19 protein-coding genes are annotated in these 18,222 nt (G+C 69.1%); 4 read left to right on the plus strand and 15 right to left on the minus strand.

All coding sequences use genetic code 11. The features are described 5' to 3' along the window. Nucleotides 1–31: 31 nt before the first annotated feature. From rseP to AC1DSZ_RS02995, 8 genes are all read right to left on the minus strand, one after another. Nucleotides 32–1,174: an RIP metalloprotease RseP gene (gene rseP / locus AC1DSZ_RS02960; RefSeq protein WP_476836885.1), complete on the minus strand. Its 1,143-nt coding sequence runs from the start codon at nt 1,172–1,174 to the stop codon at nt 32–34. Nucleotides 1,175–1,292: 118 nt separating this feature from the next. Then, nucleotides 1,293–2,459, minus strand: a complete 1,167-nt coding sequence (dxr, locus tag AC1DSZ_RS02965; RefSeq protein ID WP_476836886.1) for a 1-deoxy-D-xylulose-5-phosphate reductoisomerase — start codon at nt 2,457–2,459, stop codon at nt 1,293–1,295. Between the two features lies 1 nt (nt 2,460). Continuing rightward, nucleotides 2,461–3,315: a phosphatidate cytidylyltransferase gene (locus AC1DSZ_RS02970; RefSeq protein WP_476836887.1), complete on the minus strand. Its 855-nt coding sequence runs from the start codon at nt 3,313–3,315 to the stop codon at nt 2,461–2,463. Continuing rightward, nucleotides 3,312–4,085 (minus strand): isoprenyl transferase, encoded by a 774-nt coding sequence (locus AC1DSZ_RS02975; protein WP_476836888.1) that lies wholly within the window; start codon nt 4,083–4,085, stop codon nt 3,312–3,314. Before AC1DSZ_RS02975 ends, AC1DSZ_RS02970 begins: the two co-directional genes overlap by 4 nt. A 23-nt stretch (nt 4,086–4,108) precedes the next feature. Beyond that, nucleotides 4,109–4,669, minus strand: coding sequence for a ribosome recycling factor (frr, locus tag AC1DSZ_RS02980; RefSeq protein ID WP_476836889.1), 561 nt, complete (start codon nt 4,667–4,669; stop codon nt 4,109–4,111). Nucleotides 4,670–4,755: 86 nt separating this feature from the next. After that, on the minus strand, nt 4,756–5,469 hold the full coding sequence (gene pyrH, locus AC1DSZ_RS02985) for a UMP kinase (RefSeq protein WP_476836890.1): 714 nt from the start codon (nt 5,467–5,469) through the stop codon (nt 4,756–4,758). Nucleotides 5,470–5,541: 72 nt separating this feature from the next. Continuing rightward, nucleotides 5,542–6,468: a translation elongation factor Ts gene (gene tsf, locus AC1DSZ_RS02990; protein WP_476836891.1), complete on the minus strand. Its 927-nt coding sequence runs from the start codon at nt 6,466–6,468 to the stop codon at nt 5,542–5,544. 150 nt (nt 6,469–6,618) lie between these two features. After that, the gene (locus AC1DSZ_RS02995) at nt 6,619–7,641 is read right to left on the minus strand and encodes a 30S ribosomal protein S2 (protein ID WP_476836892.1); all 1,023 of its coding nucleotides are present in this window, start codon (nt 7,639–7,641) and stop codon (nt 6,619–6,621) included. A 227-nt stretch (nt 7,642–7,868) separates the two neighbouring features. Here AC1DSZ_RS02995 and AC1DSZ_RS03000 point away from each other — a divergent pair, with 227 nt between their 5' ends. Both AC1DSZ_RS03000 and AC1DSZ_RS03005 read left to right on the plus strand, forming a co-directional pair. Beyond that, complete coding sequence (locus AC1DSZ_RS03000) at nt 7,869–8,876, plus strand: Tim44 domain-containing protein (RefSeq protein ID WP_476836893.1); 1,008 nt, start codon at nt 7,869–7,871, stop codon at nt 8,874–8,876. Between the two features lie 402 nt (nt 8,877–9,278). Beyond that, on the plus strand, nt 9,279–10,658 hold the full coding sequence (locus tag AC1DSZ_RS03005; RefSeq protein WP_476836894.1) for an aminotransferase: 1,380 nt from the start codon (nt 9,279–9,281) through the stop codon (nt 10,656–10,658). On the opposite strand, the gene AC1DSZ_RS03010 is transcribed toward AC1DSZ_RS03005, so the two are convergent. The 4 genes from AC1DSZ_RS03010 to AC1DSZ_RS03025 all read right to left on the minus strand — a co-directional run bounded on the left by AC1DSZ_RS03010 (nt 10,659) and on the right by AC1DSZ_RS03025 (nt 14,053). Next, on the minus strand, nt 10,659–11,216 hold the full coding sequence (locus AC1DSZ_RS03010) for an ATP-dependent Clp protease proteolytic subunit (RefSeq protein ID WP_476836895.1): 558 nt from the start codon (nt 11,214–11,216) through the stop codon (nt 10,659–10,661). A gap of 85 nt (nt 11,217–11,301) precedes the next feature. Then, nucleotides 11,302–12,276 carry a magnesium transporter CorA family protein gene (locus AC1DSZ_RS03015; protein WP_476836896.1) on the minus strand — a complete coding sequence of 325 codons (975 nt, stop codon included), beginning with the start codon at nt 12,274–12,276 and terminating at the stop codon, nt 11,302–11,304. Between the two features lie 70 nt (nt 12,277–12,346). Then, a complete protein-coding gene (locus AC1DSZ_RS03020; protein WP_476836897.1) occupies nt 12,347–13,681 on the minus strand; it encodes an 8-oxoguanine deaminase in 1,335 nt (444 codons plus the stop codon). Between the two features lie 57 nt (nt 13,682–13,738). Then, nucleotides 13,739–14,053 carry a hypothetical protein gene (locus AC1DSZ_RS03025; RefSeq protein ID WP_476836898.1) on the minus strand — a complete coding sequence of 105 codons (315 nt, stop codon included), beginning with the start codon at nt 14,051–14,053 and terminating at the stop codon, nt 13,739–13,741. 214 nt (nt 14,054–14,267) lie between these two features. Here AC1DSZ_RS03025 and AC1DSZ_RS03030 point away from each other — a divergent pair, with 214 nt between their 5' ends. Next, nucleotides 14,268–14,546 carry an acylphosphatase gene (locus tag AC1DSZ_RS03030; RefSeq protein ID WP_476836899.1) on the plus strand — a complete coding sequence of 93 codons (279 nt, stop codon included), beginning with the start codon at nt 14,268–14,270 and terminating at the stop codon, nt 14,544–14,546. A 2-nt stretch (nt 14,547–14,548) separates the two neighbouring features. Here the strand turns inward: AC1DSZ_RS03030 and AC1DSZ_RS03035 are convergent, their stop codons facing one another. Genes AC1DSZ_RS03035 through AC1DSZ_RS03045 form a run of 3 tightly spaced genes read right to left on the minus strand, consistent with a single transcriptional unit; the run spans nt 14,549 to nt 17,632 of the window. Beyond that, nucleotides 14,549–14,863, minus strand: a complete 315-nt coding sequence (locus tag AC1DSZ_RS03035; RefSeq protein ID WP_476836900.1) for a lipid-A-disaccharide synthase N-terminal domain-containing protein — start codon at nt 14,861–14,863, stop codon at nt 14,549–14,551. Further along, entirely contained in the window at nt 14,863–15,630 is a 768-nt protein-coding gene (locus AC1DSZ_RS03040) for a glycosyltransferase family 2 protein (RefSeq protein WP_476836901.1), read from the minus strand. The genes AC1DSZ_RS03035 and AC1DSZ_RS03040 overlap by 1 nt, the downstream gene beginning before the upstream one ends. A 22-nt stretch (nt 15,631–15,652) precedes the next feature. Beyond that, entirely contained in the window at nt 15,653–17,632 is a 1,980-nt protein-coding gene (locus AC1DSZ_RS03045) for an ArnT family glycosyltransferase (RefSeq protein ID WP_476836902.1), read from the minus strand. A gap of 257 nt (nt 17,633–17,889) precedes the next feature. On the opposite strand from AC1DSZ_RS03045, the gene AC1DSZ_RS03050 reads away from it, so the two are divergent. After that, complete coding sequence (locus AC1DSZ_RS03050) at nt 17,890–18,210, plus strand: hypothetical protein (RefSeq protein ID WP_476836903.1); 321 nt, start codon at nt 17,890–17,892, stop codon at nt 18,208–18,210. Nucleotides 18,211–18,222: the final 12 nt, after the last annotated feature.

The following is an 18,222-nucleotide window of genomic DNA, read 5'->3' on the forward strand; positions in this document are numbered from 1 at the left end:
CCGGAACGGGGCGTCATAACTTCAGAGATTCTTAGAGAGAGACGAGGTGAACCACGTCGTTGAAGGTCGTGAACAGCATCAGCATCACGACCAGCGCTAGCCCGACCCGGAAGCCGTATTCCTGCGTCCGCTCGCTGAGCGGGCGACCCCGGATCGCCTCGAAGGAATAGAACAGGAGGTGGCCGCCATCCAGGAGCGGAACTGGCACCAGATTGATAAGGCCGATCGAAACCGACAGGATCGCGGCCAGGTTCAGCAGCGCCACGATGCCGTTGGTCGCCACCTGCCCGGAAATCTGGGCGATTCGGATCGGTCCGGAGAGCTGGTCGGTGCTTTCGGTGCCGGCGAAGAGCCCGCCCACATAAGCGCCCGTCCGCTCGACGATGAACCAGGTCTCCTCCACCGCGCCCTTCAGCGAGGCGCCGACGCCGAGCGTCTGCTGCTTCAGGTCGGCGGGATCGCGCGAGCCCTGCAGGCCCAGCATGCCGAGCCGCTGCTTGCCGAACGGCGTGGTGATGACCTTGAGCTCAGGGGTCGCCGTGACGGTGAGTTCCTTGCCGGCGCGCTCCAGCGTGATCCGCAGCGGCACGCCCGGCGACGTCGAGATGATCCGCTGCATGTCCGCGAAGCTGTCGACGGGGCGTCCCTCGATCGCCAGCACCATGTCGTTGCTCTGCAGCCCGGCCTTCGCGGCGGCGCTCGATTCGACGACCTGCTCGATTCGCGGAGCCAGGACCTGGCGCCCGTAAGTGAGGTTCATCGCGCTGAACACCGCGATGGCCAGGATGAAGTTGGCGATCGGCCCCGCCGCAACCACGGCCGCCCGCTTCCACACCGGCTGGCAGTGGAAGCTCACCGCCCGCTCCTCGGGCGACATCACCCGCAGCGCCGAGCCGTCGGGCGTGCTCGCCGCGCCCGAGTCGCCGAAGAATTTCACGTAGCCGCCGAGCGGCACCGCGCAGACCTTCCAGCGCGTGCCGTGGCTGTCCGTGAACCCGAACAGTTCGGGCCCGAACCCGAGCGCGAAGGCCTGCACCCGGATGCCGCACCAGCGGCCCACGATATAGTGCCCGAACTCGTGGATGAAGATCACAATGACCAAAACGAAAAGGAACGGCAGGATGTATCCGCCGGCGGACCCAGCCCAACCCGCCAGCGTATCGAATATCGTCATCTCGAAACCTCAAAGGGCCCGCGCCAAACCACGCCGCCATCGTCGTGGGCAGGCGAAGAATAGTGCGAAGCGGGAGCGCCGTCGTAAGAGAGTGAATAGTTGGTTAACATGTCCAATTCTAGGCTGTGCCAACTACGGACAGTGTCGCAGCCCGCACTTCGGCGTCCAGCGCCAGCGCGGCTTCGACGCTTTCCAGCACCCCGGCCTCCGTCGCCGCGCCGAAGCGGTCGAGCATCGTGGCGCATAGCGCCGCCATGTCGCCGAACCGGATCCGGCCCTCCAGGAACGCCGCCACCGCGACCTCGTTGGCGGCGTTCAGCACCGTCGGCGCCCCCGCCCCGACCGCCAGCGCGTCGATGGCGAACTGCAGCGCCGGGAAGCGGTCCAGGTCGGGCTCCTCGAAGTCGAGGCGCGCGATGGAGGCGAGGTCGAGCCGCCGCGCCGAGGTTCCGAGCCGCTCGGGAAAGCCCAGGCAATGCGCGATCGGCACGCGCATGTCCGGGACCGCCAGTCCGGCCACCACCGCGCCGTCGCTGAACGACACCAGCCCGTGCACGATCGATTGCGGGTGCACCACCACGCCCAGCGCCTCCGGCGGCACGCCGAACAGGTGATGCGCCTCGATCAGCTCCAGCCCCTTGTTCATCATCGAGGCGGAATCGATGGTGATCTTCGCGCCCATGGACCAGTTGGGGTGCGCGAGCGCCTGCTCGCGCGTGGCGCCCGCGATGCGCTCGGCCGGCCAGGTGCGGAAGGGCCCGCCTGACGCGGTCACGATCATCTGCTCGATCTCGTCCGGGCGATGGCGCCCGAGCGCCTGGAAGATCGCGTTGTGCTCGGAATCCATGGGCAGGAGCGTGGCGCCCGCCGCGCGCGCGTCGCGCATGAAGGGCGCGCCCGCGCACACGAGGCACTCCTTGTTCGCGAGCGCGACCGTGCGGCCGGCCTGGACGGCGGCGTGGGTGGGCCGCACGCCCGCAGCGCCCACGATGGCGGCGACCACGATGTCGGCCGGGCGCAGGGCGGCCTCCATGACGGCGCCCTCCCCGCCCGCCGAGCCGATGCCCGAGCCCGACAGCGCGGCGCGCAGGGCCGGCAGGGAGCGCTCGTCCGCGATGGCGGCGAACCGGGCGCCCAGGCGGATGGCCATCTCGGCCAGCGCGGTCGCGTCGCGCCCGCCGACCACCGCCTCCACGGCGAAGCGGTCGCGGTTGGCCGACAGGATGTCGGCCGTGGACCGTCCGACCGAACCCGTGGCTCCGAGGATGCTGACGCGCGTCGCCATCTCAGCCCCGCGCCATGAAGTAGAGAAACAGCGCCAAAAGCGCGTTCACGGCCCAGAACGAATCGAGCCGGTCGAGCACGCCGCCATGGCCGGGGATCAGCTGGCTGGAATCCTTGGCGCCGAAGCGCCGCTTCATGGATGACTCGAACAGGTCCCCGCCCTGCGACAGCACCGCGGCGAACACCGTGAGGGCGACCAGCGCGACGCCGCCAAAATGCCAGCCCAGCCCGAAGGACGCGCTCGCCACCCGCACCACCGCGAGCCCGGCGAGACTGCCGCCCGTGACGCCGCCGATGAACCCCGACCAGGTCTTCTTCGGGCTGACGCGCGGCCAGAGCTTCGGCCCGCCCAGCGTGCGCCCGACGAAATAGGCCGCGATGTCGGTGATCCACACCACGGCGAAAACCCACAAGACCCCCACGAGCCCGAAGGCCGGGTCGCCGCGCATGTCGATCGGCACGATCGCGAGCACGGCCGCGTAGAGCACGCCGAGCCCCGCCCAGCCGCGGTTCACGGGCGCGACCGCGGCGGCCAGGATGGCGCCGACCAGCGCCACCGCCCAGGCCCGGGGCTCCGGCGCGTCGGAGACTTCCGCCATGGAGCCCGCCAGCGCGATCGCAACGCCGCCGGCCGCCCAGGCGGCGGTGAGACGGATCCCGCCCACGCCAACCAGCCGAAGCCACTCGCGCAGCGCCAAAATCGCCGCCAGCGTCCAGAACAGCCCGAAAAGCCACCCGCCCGTCCAGGCGGTCAGCAGCGCGACGCCCGCCATCACGAGGCCGGACAGGATCCGCAGCATCAGTTCGGACGGACCGCGCGGCGTTGCGGGAGCGACCGGCGGCGCGGGCTCGCTCAAGCGCCTGCTCCCCGACGGGCCGAAAGCCCGCCGAAGCGGCGATCCCTCAGGTGGAAGCTGTCGATCGCGGCCCCGAGGGCGGCGGCGTCGAAATCGGGCCACAGCACCGGCGTGAACACGAATTCCGCATAGGCCGCCTGCCAAAGCAGGAAATTGGAGAGCCTGACCTCGCCGGAAGTGCGGATCACGAGGTCGGGGTCGGGAATGTCCGCCGTCCAGAGCCGCCCGGCGAAGAGCTCGGGCGTGATCGCGTCGGGATCGATGCGGCCTTGCGCGGCGTCCCGCGCCAGCGAGGCGGCGGCTTCGGCGATCTCCTGGCGCGAGCCATAGTTGAACGCGACCACGAGCGTCAGGCCCGTATTGCCGGCCGTCAGCGCCTCGGCCTCCGTCAGCAACGCCGCGATGTCGTCAGCCAGCCCCTTGCGGGAACCCAGGATGCGAACCCGCACGTTGTTCTGGTGCATGTCCGCCAGGTCGTTACGGATGAAGCGCTTCAGCAGCCCCATGAGAAAGCCGACCTCTTCGGCCGGCCGGCTCCAGTTCTCGGAGGAGAAGCTGTAGACCGTCAGGTATTGAACGCCGAATTCCTTGGCGGCCCGAACAGTGCGCCGCAGCGCCTCCACGCCCTTGCGATGGCCCTCGAAGCGCGGCAACCCACGGGCGGCGGCCCAGCGGCCATTGCCGTCCATGATGATCGCCACATGCGCGGGCGCTGCGTCGCCGCCCTGCTGGGCGGGAGGATCGTCGGCCGGCTCGGTCCTGGGCCCCATGGGCGCGTTCCTCGTTCGGCGGCCTAGACCTGCATGATTTCCTTTTCCTTCACCGCCAGCGCCGCCTCGATCTCGGCGATCGTCTGGTCGGTGGCTTTCTGGACGAGCTCGGACTGACGCTCGAGGTCGTCCTTGGACATGTGTCCGTCCTTCTCGAGCTTCTTCAGCAGATCTAGCCCGTCCCGGCGGACGTGCCGGGCGGCGACGCGCGCCTCCTCGGCGTATTTATGCGCGACCTTGACCATTTCCTTGCGGCGCTGCTCGTTGAGCTCCGGAATGCGGATGCGCATCACCTGACCCTCGGTCGAGGGGTTCAGGCCCAGATTTGAATCGCGGATCGCCTTCTCGACGGCGCTCACCATGCCGCGGTCCCAGACCTGCACGGTCAGCAGACGCGGCTCGGGCACGTTGATGGTCGCGACCTGGCTGATGGGCATGTTCGCCCCGTAGGCGTCCACCACGATGGGATCGAGCAGCGACGGCGTCGCGCGCCCTGTCCGCAGGCTCGCGAGATCCTTGCCGAAGGCCTGGACGGCGCCGGTCATGCGGCGCTTGACGTCGGAGAGGTCGAATTGCGTACTCATCGTGACACCTGGATTCTCACTCATCTGTCGCAATGGGCTTACGCCCGCCCGCCTGGACGTTCAAGGCCCGAGGCGGCGCAACCCCGTCAGGGCGTAACGCGCGTCGCAGGCGCTTCGCCCTTCAGGATCGCCGTGATCGCGCCCGCCCCATGCGCCGAGCCGACGATGATGGGCAGCCTGTTCTCGCGCGCAAGCGCGAAAGCGGCCGTGTCCATCACCTTGAGGTCCCGCTGGATGGCCTCGTCATGCGTGATCACGTCGAAGCGCGTCGCGGTCGGATCCTTCTTGGGATCGGCCGAATAAACCCCGTCCACCTGCGTGGCCTTGAGCACGGCGTCGCAATTCAACTCGATGGCACGCAGAACCGCCGCCGTATCGGTGGTGAAGAACGGGTTGCCGGTGCCGCCGCCCAGCACCACCACGCGGCCCTTGGCCAGGTGATGCAGCGCGGGCTGGCGCGCGTAGGTCTCGCAGATGGAGGGCATCGAAACCGCCGACATCGTGCGGGCCGGCGCGCCGGCGTTCTCCAACGCGCTCTCCAGCGCGATCGAGTTCATCACGGTCGCCAGCATCCCCATGGCGTCCGCAGTGGCGCGATCGATCCAGCCGGCCGCGCCCACCTTGGCGCCGCGAATGACGTTGCCGCCGCCGATCACCACCGCGATCTCGAATCCGGCGTCCACGGCCTGCTTCAGGTCCGTCGCCAGCGTCGTCAGCGTCTGCGGGTTCAGCCAGTAGCCATCCGCGGCGATCAGAGCCTCGCCCGACAACTTCACCAGAACACGTTTGCCGACGATCATGCGTTCGCTCCGCGGAAAAAAGGGGCCTTCACATAAAAACGGCGGCGCTGGGCGCCGCCGTTTCAAAGCCGTTCAGGCCTGGCCGCCGGCCGCGGCCGCGACTTCCGCCGCAAAGTCCGTTTCCTGCTTCTCGATGCCCTCGCCCAGCGCGTAGCGATGGAAGCCCGTCACCTTGATGGCGCCGCCGACGCGGCCCTCGGCCTCCTTCACGGCCTGCGCGACCGACTTGGAGCCGTCATGCACGAAGGCCTGCTCCAGGAGGCAAACCTCCTTGTAGTAGGTCTTCAGGCCGCTCTCGGTGATCTTCTCGAGGACGTGCGCGGGCTTGCCGGCGTTTTTCTCGGCCAGCACGGCCTTTTCGCGGGCCACGATGGCCGGGTCGAGGCCGGAGGCGTCCAGCGCCTGCGGGCTGGCGGCCGCGATGTGCATCGCCACCTGCCGGGCGAGCGCCGCGAGCTCGGCCGTGTTGCCGCCCTCGGACTCGAGCGCCACGATCACGCCGATCTTGCCGAGGCCGGGCGCGACGAGGTTGTGGATGTACTGGCCGATCACGCCCTTGTGGATCTGCAGCTCGGCGGCGCGACGCAGCGTCATGTTCTCGCCGATGGTCGCGATCGTGTTGCTGATCGCCTCCTGGACGGTGCCGCCGCCCGGGTAATGCGTGCCGGCAAGCTTCTCGACGTCGGCCGACTTCTCCAGCGCGACATCCGCGATGGTGCGGGCGAGCGCCTGGAATTCCTCGTTGCGGGCGACGAAGTCGGTCTCGGAGTTCACCTCGACGACAACGCCGCGGTTGTCGTGCACCGCAACGGCGACGAGGCCCTCGGCGGCGATGCGGCCGGACTTCTTGGCGGCCTTCGCGAGGCCCTTGGTGCGCAGCCAGTCAATGGCCTGCTCGATGTCGCCGCCATTCGCCTCGAGGGCGGCCTTGCAGTCCATCATGCCCGCGCCGGTCTTCTCGCGCAGGTCCTTCACCAAAGCGGCGGAAATCGTAGCCATGGTTCACCTTTCGATCGATCATGTGAAAACACGGGAACGGCGGCCGCTCCCGTGAGTGGGCGACGCCACGGCGCCGCCATCGAAACACCTCGCCAGCGTCGCGGGAATGACCGCCCCAAAGGGCGGCCATCCGGCGAGCGGGACGCCTGCTTACGCGGCTTCGAGCAGCGCGCGGGCCTGGGCGACCCAGCCGTCACGCTCGATGCGGCCATTCAGCTTGGCGGTCGCGTCGACCTGGGCCACATCGGCCGGGGTCATGGCGGCGAACTGCCAGTAGTGGAACAGGCCGGTCTCGTTCAGCTTCTTCTCGAGCTGCGGGCCGACGCCGGTCAGCTTGGAAAGGTCGTCCGGAGCGCCGCGGGGAGCCGCAAGCAGCTCGAAGGCTTCGCCGGTGGGCGAACCCGCGTCGGTGGCGGCCGGAGCCGGAGCGAGCTCTTCCTCGACCGGAGCTTCCATCTCGCCGATGTCGATGCCGAGAGCGCCCTGGCCGCGCGAGATGCCGTCGATGGCGGCGCGCGAAACGAGGTCGCAATACAGCGCGATGGCGCGGCCGGCGTCGTCATTGCCCGGAACCGGGAAGGTGATGCCGTCCGGATCGCAGTTCGTGTCGACGATGGCGGCGACCGGGATGCCGAGGCGCTTGGCCTCCTGGATCGCCAGCTGCTCCTTGTTGGTGTCGATCACGAAGATCAGGTCGGGCACGCCGCCCATGTCCTTGATGCCGCCAAGGGCGCGCTCGAGCTTCTCCTTTTCACGGGAGAGCATCAGGCGCTCCTTCTTGGTGAGGCCGGCGGCGCCGGCCGCGAGCGTCTCGTCGACCTTGCGAAGGCGCTGGATGGAGCCCGAGATCGTCTTCCAGTTGGTCAGCATGCCGCCGAGCCAGCGGGAGTTGACGTAGTACTGGGCCGAACGCTTGGCCGCGTCCGCGATGGAGTCAGCCGCCTGGCGCTTCGTGCCGACGAAGAGCACGCGGCCGCCGCGCGACACCGTGTCGGAGATCGCCTGCAGGGCGCGATGGAGCATCGGCACCGTCTGGGCGAGATCGATTACGTGGATGTTGTTGCGGGTGCCGAAGATGTACTGCTGCATCTTCGGGTTCCAGCGGTGCGACTGGTGGCCGAAATGGGCGCCGGCCTCGAGGAGCTGGCGCATGGAAAAATCGGGCAGAGCCATGGTGTTCTACTTCTCCGGTTGAGCCTCCGCGGACAGTGGGCCGGGCGATTTCGCCCGGGTGGCACCGGAACGGCAGTGAAGCCGAAAGTCCGCGTGTGGAATGCGCGCGCTTATAGTCGCCAAGCCCCGCAAGCGCAAGCGCATGCCCCCTTTGAAATTCCTTAGGGGCCTCCCCATATGCTCGAACGGTGGGCAGGACGCCCATGAAAGGCCCTTACGGTAGGACCATGACCATTCTCAAGACCTCGCGGCCCGGCCGCGTTCTCTTCACTGCGGCGGCCATCATCGCGCTTGGCCTTGGAGCCGCAGAGGCCAGGCCCGGCAAGGGCGGCAGCTTCGGCAGCCGCGGCGCGAACACGTTTTCGGCTCCGCCTTCAACCGCGACCGCGCCCCGCACGGCCGCCCCGATCGAACGCAGCATCACGCAGCCCGGCGCGCCTTCCATGGCGGGCCAGACGACCGGCGCGACCCGCGGCGGCCTTTTCAGCAAGCCTGGCTTCGGCATGGGCCTGATGGGCGGCCTGCTCGGCGCGGGCTTGCTCGGCGCGCTGATGGGCAACGGCTTCTTCGGCGGCCTGGGCGGCATCATGTCGTTCCTCGGCCTCATCATCCAGCTCGCGCTGGTGTTCTTCGTGGTGCGCTTCGCCATTAACTGGTTCCGCAACCGCAACGGCGCGCCCGCTCCCCAGCGGCCCGCCATGGCGGCGGCCGGCGCCGGCCCGGGCGATGCGCCTGGCATGCAGCGCAGCGCGCTTGGAGGCGCGACCGGCGGCGCGGGCTTCGGCGGCTTCGGCGGGGCACAGCCCCAGCCGGCTCCGGCCGTGACCCCCATCGAGGTGGCGCCCGCCGACTTCGAATCGTTCGAGAAGCTCCTCGGCGACATCAACGCCGCCTGGGACGCCGAGAACGAGGGCGCGCTGCGTCGGTTCACGACGCCCGAGATGGCGAGCTATTTCGGCCAGGAACTGGCCGACAACGCCGCCAAGGGCCTGCATGACCGCGTCAAGGACGTGAAGCTCCAGCAAGGCGACCTCGCCGAAGCCTGGCGCGAGGGCTCAACGGACTACGCCACGGTGGCGATGCGCTTCTCGGTGGTGAACGCCCTGTTCGAGCGCGCCTCCGGCAAGGTGGTCGAGGGCGACCCCGTGAAGCCGCAGGACGTGACCGAGATCTGGACCTTCCGCCGCGACGCCGGCGACGGCTGGAAACTCTCGGCGATCCAGCAGCAGGCGTGAGCCTCGAAAGAATGAAGAACGAAGGCCGGGAGCGATCCCGGCCTTTTTTCGTACGCCTCCCGTGATTGCGAGCCGAAGGCTGGATTGTTTTGCTCCGCCCGCAGTGACGACAGGCCGAGACCCAATTTTCACCTCCTCGCCGTCATCCCCGGCGACCTGCGCAGCAGGTCGGGAAGGGGATCCAGGGCAAAGGCGCGGATGCCCTGGATCCCCTTCCCGGCGCTTCGCGCCGCCGGGGATGAAGGAAAGAGTTGTGCCCAAACTCGGTGTCGCCTCTGGCTGCGCGCCTCGCTTCCCTCCCCGTCCGGCGCAAGGGAGCCATTCCGCGCCGGATTTGCCTTTGACGCGGGGGGAGCGCGTCCCCAAGATGCCGGCCTTCACCCATCGAGTATGTGAACGGCCATGCTGACCAACCTGCAGACGCGCGACGTCGAGACCATGATCCACCCCTACACCAACCTGGCGGCCTTCCGCGAAGCGGGCCCGCTGGTGCTGGAGAGCGGCAAGGGCGTCTGGGTCTATGACAGCGACGGCAAGCCCTACATCGAGGGCATGGCCGGCCTCTGGTGCACCTCGCTGGGCTACAGCAACGAGGAGCTGGTCGAGACCGCGCGCCAGCAGATGTCGCGGCTGCCCTTCACCCACATCTTCGGCGGCAAGAGCAACGACCCGGCGATCGAATTGGCCGAGAAGCTCAAGGAGATCGCCCCCATGCCGGTTTCCAAGGTGCTGTTCGGCGCCTCGGGATCGGACGCCAACGACACGCAGGTGAAGCTGGTCTGGTACTACAACAACGCCATCGGTCGGCCGGAGAAGAAGAAGATCATCGCCCGCATCAAGGGCTATCACGGCGTCACGGTGGCCTCGGCGTCGCTCACCGGGCTTCCGGCGAACCACACCGATTTCGACCTGCCGATCAAGAACATCCTCCACACCTCCTGCCCGCACTACTACCGGCTCGGCAAGGACGGCGAGACCGAGGAGGAGTTCGCCACCCGCTGCGCCGACGAGCTGGAAGAGCTGATCCTGCGCGAAGGACCCGAGACCGTCGCGGCCTTTATCGCCGAGCCGGTGGGCGGCGCGGGCGGCGTCACGGTGCCGCCGGTCGGCTACTACGAGAAGATCCAGCGCGTGCTGGACAAGTATGACGTGCTGTTCATCGCCGACGAGGTGATCACCGGCTTCGGGCGGCTCGGCACGATGTTCGGCTCGGAAGCCATGGGCGTGCGCCCGGACACCATGTCCTGCGCCAAGGCGATCACGTCGGCCTATTTCCCGGTCTCGGCCGTGATGATCCCCGAGAAGATCTACGCCGCCATGCTGGACGAGAGCCGCAAGATCGGCACCTTCGGGCACGGCAACACCTATGCGGGCCACCCGGTCGGCATGGCGCTGGGCGTCAAGACCATCGAGATCTACCAGCGCGACAACATCGTCGGGCACGTGCAGTCGCTGCTGCCGGGCTTCTGGAAGCACCTCGACAGGCTGCGCGACCACCCGCTGGTCGGCGAAGTGCGCGGCAAGGGCCTGGTGGCCGGCATCGAGCTGGTCGCCGACAAGACCACCAAGCGCGCCTTCGACATCAAGAAGACGATCGGGGCCAAGGCCACCAACCTCGCCCAGCAGGAGGGCCTCATCGTCCGCAATCTCGGCGACACGGTCGCGGTCTGCCCGCCGCTGGTGATCAATGCCGGCGAGGTGGACGAGCTCTTCGACAAGCTCACCCGCGCGCTCGACCGACTCGAGGCGCATGTGCGCAGTGAGGATCTGCGCGCCGCGTAACTAGCGCTGGCGCACGTGCATGGCCTGGATGTCGCGTCGGTCGAGCCACGCGATGTCCGGCGCCGCCGTGGCGATCATCTTGCCGATTACGGTCCGCGGCACGCCGTAGCGCTCCGCGTAGGACGCCATCACGGCCGTGCCCTTGTCGCTGGCGCCCGAGCGCGTATAGGCGGTGTGGACGCCGATGCGCGCCGACCGGGCCGCGAGCCGGTTCGGGCTGGCGGCGAAGATCATGAAGCAGCCGCTCGCGCAGGTGCCGGCCACCAGCGCCGGGATGCGGCGGCGGCGCACCGTCTCGGCGATCGCGATACTTTCACCGAGATAGCCGCCCGGCGAGTCCAGCGCCAGCATGCCGATCGGCTGGCGCGCCTCGTCGAGCGCCAGCAGCATCTCGGCGAAGCGCAGGCTGTCGCCGGTGTCGATCTTGCCCTGGATGATCACCGCAACGGGCCCGCGCTTGGGCTTCACCACGACGAGATCCGCCGCCTGCGCGCCGGCCATGCCGGCCATGCCGGCCAGAACGCTCGCTAGTCCCAAGAGGATGGCCCGGAAACGCATGCGGAGTACTCCCTGAGCGGGCAGACTCGCCCCGCCGGAGCGCAGCGTCAACACGCGCCGGTTGCGGCGAAAAGCCCGTACGCGGTCAGAACCAGCCGCGCCGCTTGAACCACAGCAGCGGGATCGCGCCGCTGAGCACGATCACGACGAGCGACAGCGGGTAACCCCAGAGCCAGTCGAGCTCCGGCATGTGCTTGAAGTTCATGCCCCACACGCCGACCATGATGGTGGGCGGGATGCCCACCACGGACGCGATGGTGAGCACCTTGAACACGTCATTCTGCTCGATGCTGATATAGCCGAGCACCGCGTCCAGCAGGAACTGCGTCTTGTTGGAGACATGCGCCTCGTAGTCGTTCAGCGATGCGATGTCGCGCGACACGGCCGCGAGGCGGTTCTTGAATTCTCCCGGGATCCACTCCCGGCCGACCTCCTGCGTGAAGGCTGCGATGCGCCCAACGCCCAGCAGCACGTCGCGCGCCATCGACACGCGGTCGCCGATCGCCCCGATCTTGGTCAAAGTCAGCCGCAGCCGCTGGGTGGAGCGCACGGCATGACGCGGGTTGGACGGATCGCCCCGAAACGCCTGCCGGGACAGCCGGTCGAGTTCGGCGCCGAGGCTCTCCAGTACGTCCGCGCCCCGGTCCACCACGGCCTCCAGCAAAGCCGTGAACACGCCCAGCGCACTCGCCAGCGTCTTGTCCTTGCGCACGGTTTCGACCACGGCGTCGAACGCGCTGAGCTCGGCGTAGCGGATCGTGACCAGCAGCTTGGGCGCGAGCACGAAGCCGACCGGCGACAGCATCGGCCCCTGGGCGTCGTTCTTTCCCACGATGGGCGTGCTCAGGTAGAGCACTCCCTCCTCGGCGATGAGCCGGCTCGACGCCTCGATCTCGCTGAGCGCGTCTCGATCCGGCACCCTAACGCGGGCCCGCTTCTCGACGAATTCGCGTTCCTCGGGCGTGGGGTCGAACAGGTCAAGCCAGATCACCTCGCCCGGCAGATCGGGATCGGTGCTCGTGCGAACCGTGCCGGCTTCGTCGCGATAAAGGGTGAGCAAGTGCGGCTGGCCTTCCTGGAACTTCGGATCAACGGCGAGACCGCGCCACGGTTGCGCCGCGCGCGGGCGATCAGCCGAAACGCAGCGCCGCGCGGCCGTGCTCGGCCCGCAGCGCCGCAAGGTCGACGCCCACCGGCACGGCGTCGATCACCCTCCACTGGCCCGCCACCATCACGCGGTCGGCGCGGTGCGCCCCGCAAAGCACCAGCGCGGCGATGGGGTCGTGCGCGCCCGAGAACCGCAATTCGTCCAGCGTGAACAGCGCAAGGTCGGCCTGCATGCCGGGCGCAATCGCGCCGATGTCGTCGCGCCCGAGGCATCGCGCCGAACCCTCCGTGGCCCAGCGCAGGGCGTCCAGATGCGTCACGCGGCTCGCAGAGCCGTAGTGGAGCCGCCCCACCATCACGGCGTGCCGCACGGCTTCCATCATGTTGGACGAATCGTTGGACGCCGAGCCGTCTACCCCGAGGCCGACCGGCGATCCCGCGGCCTCAAGATCCAGCGTCCGGCAGAAGCCCGACGCCAGGGTGGCGTTGGAGGTCGCGCAATGGCAGACCCCGACGCCGTGCCGGCCCAGCCTCGAGAGCTCACCGTCGTCGAAGTGGATGCCGTGGGCGAGCCAGGTCCGGCCGGAGAGCCAGCCCGTGTCCTCCAGCAGGTCCACGGGGCGGCAGCCATAGGTGGCGACGCAGAACGCGTCCTCGTCGCGCGTTTCGCCCAGATGGGTGTGGAGGCGGCAGCCGAAGCGCTCGGCCAGCCGGGCGCTCTCGGTCATCAGCCGCCGCGTCACCGAGAACGGCGAACACGGCGCCAGCGCCACCTGGGTCATCGAGCCCGGACGCGCATCGTGGAACAGCGAGAGCACGCGCTCGCTGTCGGCCAGGATCTCGTCCTCATCCTGCACCACGCTGTCGGGCGGCAGTCCGCCGTCCTTTTGCGACAGGTTCATGGACCCGCGCGTCACCGTGACCCGGATGCCGAGCGCCCTCGCCTCTTCGACCTCGATGTCGATTGCGCGCTCGAGCCCGCGCGGAAACAAATAATGGTGGTCCGCCGCCGTGGTGCAGCCCGACAGCAGCAGCTCCGTCAGGGCCAACCGGACCGCCACCCGGAAGCTGTCTGGATCCAGCCGCGACCAGATCGGATACAGCGCCTGCAGCCAGGGAAACAGTTCACGGTTGATCGCCGCCGGATGGGCGCGCGTCAGCGTCTGGTAGAAATGGTGGTGGGTGTTGATCAGGCCCGGCAGCACGACGTGGCGGGACGCGTCGAACACCGCGTCGACGTCGGTGGGATCAGGCGCGGCCGCCGGAACGAGGCCGGCGATCACGCCATTCTCGACCACGAAGCCGCGCCCTGCCCCTTCGGCCAGGATCGCGATCGGGTCCTTGATCCAGAGCCGCATCCATCCCCCTCAGGCCGGCTGGCGCGCCGATCCGGCGCGCCGCTTCGCCGGGAGCGCTCAGGGGCAGATGTAACCGTTCTGGCCGTCCGAGGTGCAGCGCGCGCCGTTGGGCAGAACCACGCCGCCGGCTCCGTCGGCGCTGACGCGGGCGCCGTTGGGCAGCGTGAAGCCGCCGCCCGGCTCGGCCGCCACGACGGTGCCGTCGGGCAGGATGTAGCTGCCGGTTCCCGTGTAGGCGATGCGCTTGGCGGCTGGCGCCGACGGCGCGGGCGGCGGCGCCACGACGGCTGGCGTGGTGACGGCGACCCGGGTGGGAGTCGAAACGCAGGCCGCGAGGCCCGTCGCAACCAAAGCCAAGACTACAATGCGCATCGAAAACCTCTCGTTAGACCCATACCCGCGGTCGGTCGTCCCGTAGACGATCGGCCCCGCCATTCCGTTCCGCCCCCCGGCGCAAGGCGACGATTCGACATCGCGCGAGGGCAGTATAATTCCATACTGTCGGCGAACGCCAAAGGCCTCGACTTTTTGAGGCGAGACGTTTGATCGCATTTCACCCCGATACACGCAAATGGACCCGCGCCCCATGGCCAGAACCGTTCACGTCATCGTCTTCGGCAAGGTCCAGGGTGTCGGTTACCGCGCCTGGACCGAGTACAAAGCCAGGATGGCGGGCCTGTCCGGCTGGGTGCGCAACCGGCGGGACGGAACCGTGGAGGCTCTGTTCTACGGCGAGCCCGAAGCCGTGGACGCCATGGCGCAGGCCTGCAACCGGGGACCGCGCCTCTCGGCGGTGGAAAAAATCGTCGTTACGGAGCGCACTGACGAGCCCGCGCCGGGTTTCCAGGTGCTCCCTACGGCGTGAGCCTAGTCGCGCTCCTTCAGGATCAGCATGACGTTGCGCACGTAGATGAACACCGACAACGCCTGCCCGAGGATGATCACGGGCTCTCGCCGGACGATGCCGTATACCAGCGTCATCAAGCCGCCGGCGAGCGAGAAGAACCAGAACGCCATCGGCATCACGCTCTTTCCGGCCTTTTCGCTGGCGATCCACTGCACCAGGAAGCGCGCCGTGAACAGAAGCTGCGCCCCGATTCCGAATGCGAGCCAGAAGTCGAAGCGGGCGATGAAGACGTCCCAGAGATAGTCCGCAAGGCCGTGCGAAAAGGCGACGAGCATCAGGGCGTCTCCCGCCCGACGGGCGCTTTGATCTCGGTTGCGACCGGCGCCGTGCGACGCCGACGGATGAGCCACCAGACGCCCGCAAGATCCAGGATGCCGACCCACAGGCGGTCGAAGAAGCCATAATTTGAAACGCCGGTGAGCCGCGGCCGATCCACGACATCCACCAGGACGACCTCGTAGCCCTCGCGCCGCACCAGAGCGGGCATGAAGCGATGGAGGGCGTCGAAATAGGGCAGCGACAGGTACACGTCCCGGCGCAACGCCTTCAACCCGCAGCCGGTGTCGCGCGTGCCGTCGCGCAGCACCCGCGACCGCACCCCGTTGGCGATGCGCGACTGCAGCTTCTTGAAGCCCGTGTCCTTGCGCCCGAGGCGCTGCCCTGCCGCGAGGCCGGCCGACGCGCCGGCCGCGTCCAGCGCCTCGACGAGCTTGGGGATGTAGGCGGGGTCGTTCTGGCCGTCGCCGTCGATGGTAACGACGATCGGCGCAGTCGCGGCGCGCACGCCGCTGCGCACGGCGGCGCTCTGCCCGCAGCTGCTGGCGTGACGAATCTGCCGCAACCACGGGCGCGTCGCCATCAGGTCGATAAGGGCGCTCTCGGTGGCGTCGGTGGAGCCGTCATTGACGTAGACGACCTCGAAGGCGCCCAGCCGCGCGCAGGCGGCCTCGATCTCGGCCACCAGCGGGCCGACGTTCCCGGCCTCGTTGCGGACCGGAACCACGATGCTGATGCGGGGCGATGCGGGTTCGATCATGGACATCGGATCGGCGCGGCGCGCCTCCTCATGGGGCCTTGGGGGCGTCGGCGGGAGCAGCCGGAACCGGATCCGCCGGAGCGGGCGCCGCGGCGGCGGGGGGCGTTTCAGCCGGCTTCGTGGGTTCCGCCGGAGACCTGGACGGCGCCGGAGCAGGCGCGGCAGGCGCTGGCGAAGGGCTCGGCGCGGTTTCGGCGGGCGCGGCGGCCGCAGCATCAGGCTCCGGCCGAGGGGCTTCTGCGGGCTGCGCGGGAGCCGGCGCGGGCTGCGCCGGGGCGGCCGCGGGCGGCGCAGTGTTGGCCGGCGCGGCCGGGGCCTCCTGGCGCCAGTAGACGCCGATGTCGAGCTTGCGGCCGCCATTCAGGTTCAAGCCCTGAACGCGATCGGACAAGCGCGCGATCACGCCGGCGTTGCGGGCGGCCTCGATGAATTGCGGCTCCATGGCGCTGACAACAAAGGCCGCGCGGCACCCGGGGCCGGCCAGGAACTGCGCCGCTCCGGCGCCGTCCGTCATCGCCAGATTGGTGCCGCCCAGGAACACCAGGCTCGGCTCCCTGAAGCCCGCCGTCGCGAGCTCCGGCCCGCGGCAGGCGCCGGCCCGTTCGGCGGCCTGCACGGCCGCGACCAGACGCGGGCTAATCGCCACCGTCCGGAATTGCGGAACCGCGAACGCATAGGCTCCCCAGGCCACGATGGCGGAAGCCGCCACTGCCTGCACGGCCGCGGTGCCGAACAGGCCGTCCATGGTGGAACGCCACGCCGCGATAGCGACGCCAAGCGCCGCCAGCAGCAAAACCAGCGCCACGATCGGGATCGTGCGCTCATACAGCACGAACCCTGCCGTCACGCCGGCCAACAGCGCCAGTGCGAGCAGCGGCAGCAGGCCGGCCGCAACCTTCGGCGCCCAGCCCCGCATCGCCAGGGCGCCCTCCTCGGCGGCAAGCGCCGTCAGGATCGCGAGCGCCGGATAGAGCGGCAGCACATAGTGCGGAAGCTTTGTCGGCACGAGCTCGAACACGATCCACATGGGCAGCGCCCACGCGATCGCGAACAGGACCGTCGGAGTGCGCCGCGCGCGCCAGACGAAAGGCAGCGCCAGCAGGAAGAACGGCGCAAGCGGCCAGCCCGTGCCGAGAAACGCGGCCAGATAGGTTCCGGGCGGCGCACCGTGCGATTCCTTGCCGCTGCCCACCTTGGCGAGCATGTCCTGCCCGACAGCCTCCTGGAAAAAGGCGACGCCGCTCTTCATCGTGATGGCGACGAACCAGGGCGCGACGATCAGGAGCAGGATCGCGAAGCCGGGCAGCGGCCGAAGCCGCCCCAGCCAGCCCACGCGCCTGTCCGCGATCGACAGCACCAGCGCGGCGAGCCCCACCACGGCGGGCGTGATCGGCCCCTTTACGAGGACGCCGACGCCCATCGCGATCCAGAACGCCGCGAACCACCCCCACGAGAGGCGCCAGGTGCGGTCGTCCTGGTTCATGTAGACGCGCGCCAGCGCGGCCATCGTGATCGCCACCGTGGCGGCGATCACCGCGTCCGTCTTGGCCAGGCGCGCCTCGACGCCGAGCAGGATCACGGCCGAGAACAAGAGCGCCGCCACGAACGCCGCGCGCCGCGTGGTCAGCGCCGCAGCGGCCGCATAGGTGGACAACACCGCAAGGATCGCGCCCAGCGCGGATGGCAAGCGATAGAGCCAGATGGTGGTGCGCGCCTCTGGTACGCCCAGCGCCTCGCCGGCCGAAACCGCGGCCGCCTGCATCCAGTAGATGCCGACCGGCTTCTTGTGCCGGGCCTCGCCCTGGAAGCGGATGTCGACCGGGTCGCGCGTCTCCAGCATCTGCTTGGTGGCCTGCGCGAAGCGCGGCTCGTCGCGGTCCATCGGCGGCAGCGAGCGCAGCCCCGGGGCGAACAGCACCAGGCAGGCGAGCAGCAAGGCGGCCATGGCCCGCGCGTGGCTGGCCTCGACGAACCCGAACAGGCGCTCGATGAGCGGCGGCGTGGACATGGCGACCTCGGCAAGGCCTCGCGACAGTGAGAGGCGTCCCTCCCGAGCCGAGGCGGCTCGCGCGGAGGCATAGAGGCTTTCGCCCGGATTTCCAACCCGCTTCCGATGCGAAGCCGCACGCGCCGGGAACGCGGGGCCGTTCAGCGAATTGCAGAATGTCTTCGTTCGAAGAGACACGGCTTGTGCGCTGGCGCACATGTGGGTGAAAGCTATCAGGCGAGCATCAATCACGGCGCATGCCGTGACTGGAGAATGGCGTGTCACGGATCGGAGCTCTGCAGGACGAACTCACCCGACAGTTGCGCGCTGCCGGTCGGCGCGTGGATCTGACCGAGCCCGAGCTCCGCGCCATTCTGCGGGCGGTGCGGCTCGCCTTGCTGGATCCTTCCCCCGAGATGCTGCGCGCCGGTTGGGGCGGCTACTTGAACCTCGCCAGCGAACTCGGCGAGCAGTTCGCGAGAGACGACTACGCCCGCCTGATCGAAGCCGCGCTGGATGGCCCGCTTCCGGCGCCGTCGCATCCCAATGGCGAGGAGCGCCCGGCCCACCAGGGCAGCGCCTGCATGGCGCAGGACTGAGCGAACCCCTGA

The organism is Alsobacter sp. P4_H11, from assembly GCF_056400925.1.

Coding starts and splice junctions, on each gene's coding strand:
- AC1DSZ_RS03035 (WP_476836900.1), bottom strand. CDS start 14,863: ATGCTCGTCGCCTTTTCGCACGGCCTTGCGGACTATCTCTGGGACGTC.
- rseP (WP_476836885.1), bottom strand. CDS start 1,174: ATGACGATATTCGATACGCTGGCGGGTTGGGCTGGGTCCGCCGGCGGA.
- AC1DSZ_RS03045 (WP_476836902.1), bottom strand. CDS start 17,632: ATGTCCACGCCGCCGCTCATCGAGCGCCTGTTCGGGTTCGTCGAGGCC.
- frr (WP_476836889.1), bottom strand. CDS start 4,669: ATGAGTACGCAATTCGACCTCTCCGACGTCAAGCGCCGCATGACCGGC.
- tsf (WP_476836891.1), bottom strand. CDS start 6,468: ATGGCTACGATTTCCGCCGCTTTGGTGAAGGACCTGCGCGAGAAGACC.
- AC1DSZ_RS02975 (WP_476836888.1), bottom strand. CDS start 4,085: ATGGGGCCCAGGACCGAGCCGGCCGACGATCCTCCCGCCCAGCAGGGC.
- AC1DSZ_RS03005 (WP_476836894.1), top strand. CDS start 9,279: ATGCTGACCAACCTGCAGACGCGCGACGTCGAGACCATGATCCACCCC.
- AC1DSZ_RS03040 (WP_476836901.1), bottom strand. CDS start 15,630: ATGTCCATGATCGAACCCGCATCGCCCCGCATCAGCATCGTGGTTCCG.
- AC1DSZ_RS03030 (WP_476836899.1), top strand. CDS start 14,268: ATGGCCAGAACCGTTCACGTCATCGTCTTCGGCAAGGTCCAGGGTGTC.
- AC1DSZ_RS03000 (WP_476836893.1), top strand. CDS start 7,869: ATGACCATTCTCAAGACCTCGCGGCCCGGCCGCGTTCTCTTCACTGCG.
- dxr (WP_476836886.1), bottom strand. CDS start 2,459: ATGGCGACGCGCGTCAGCATCCTCGGAGCCACGGGTTCGGTCGGACGG.
- pyrH (WP_476836890.1), bottom strand. CDS start 5,469: ATGATCGTCGGCAAACGTGTTCTGGTGAAGTTGTCGGGCGAGGCTCTG.
- AC1DSZ_RS03020 (WP_476836897.1), bottom strand. CDS start 13,681: ATGCGGCTCTGGATCAAGGACCCGATCGCGATCCTGGCCGAAGGGGCA.
- AC1DSZ_RS03010 (WP_476836895.1), bottom strand. CDS start 11,216: ATGCGTTTCCGGGCCATCCTCTTGGGACTAGCGAGCGTTCTGGCCGGC.
- AC1DSZ_RS03025 (WP_476836898.1), bottom strand. CDS start 14,053: ATGCGCATTGTAGTCTTGGCTTTGGTTGCGACGGGCCTCGCGGCCTGC.
- AC1DSZ_RS02995 (WP_476836892.1), bottom strand. CDS start 7,641: ATGGCTCTGCCCGATTTTTCCATGCGCCAGCTCCTCGAGGCCGGCGCC.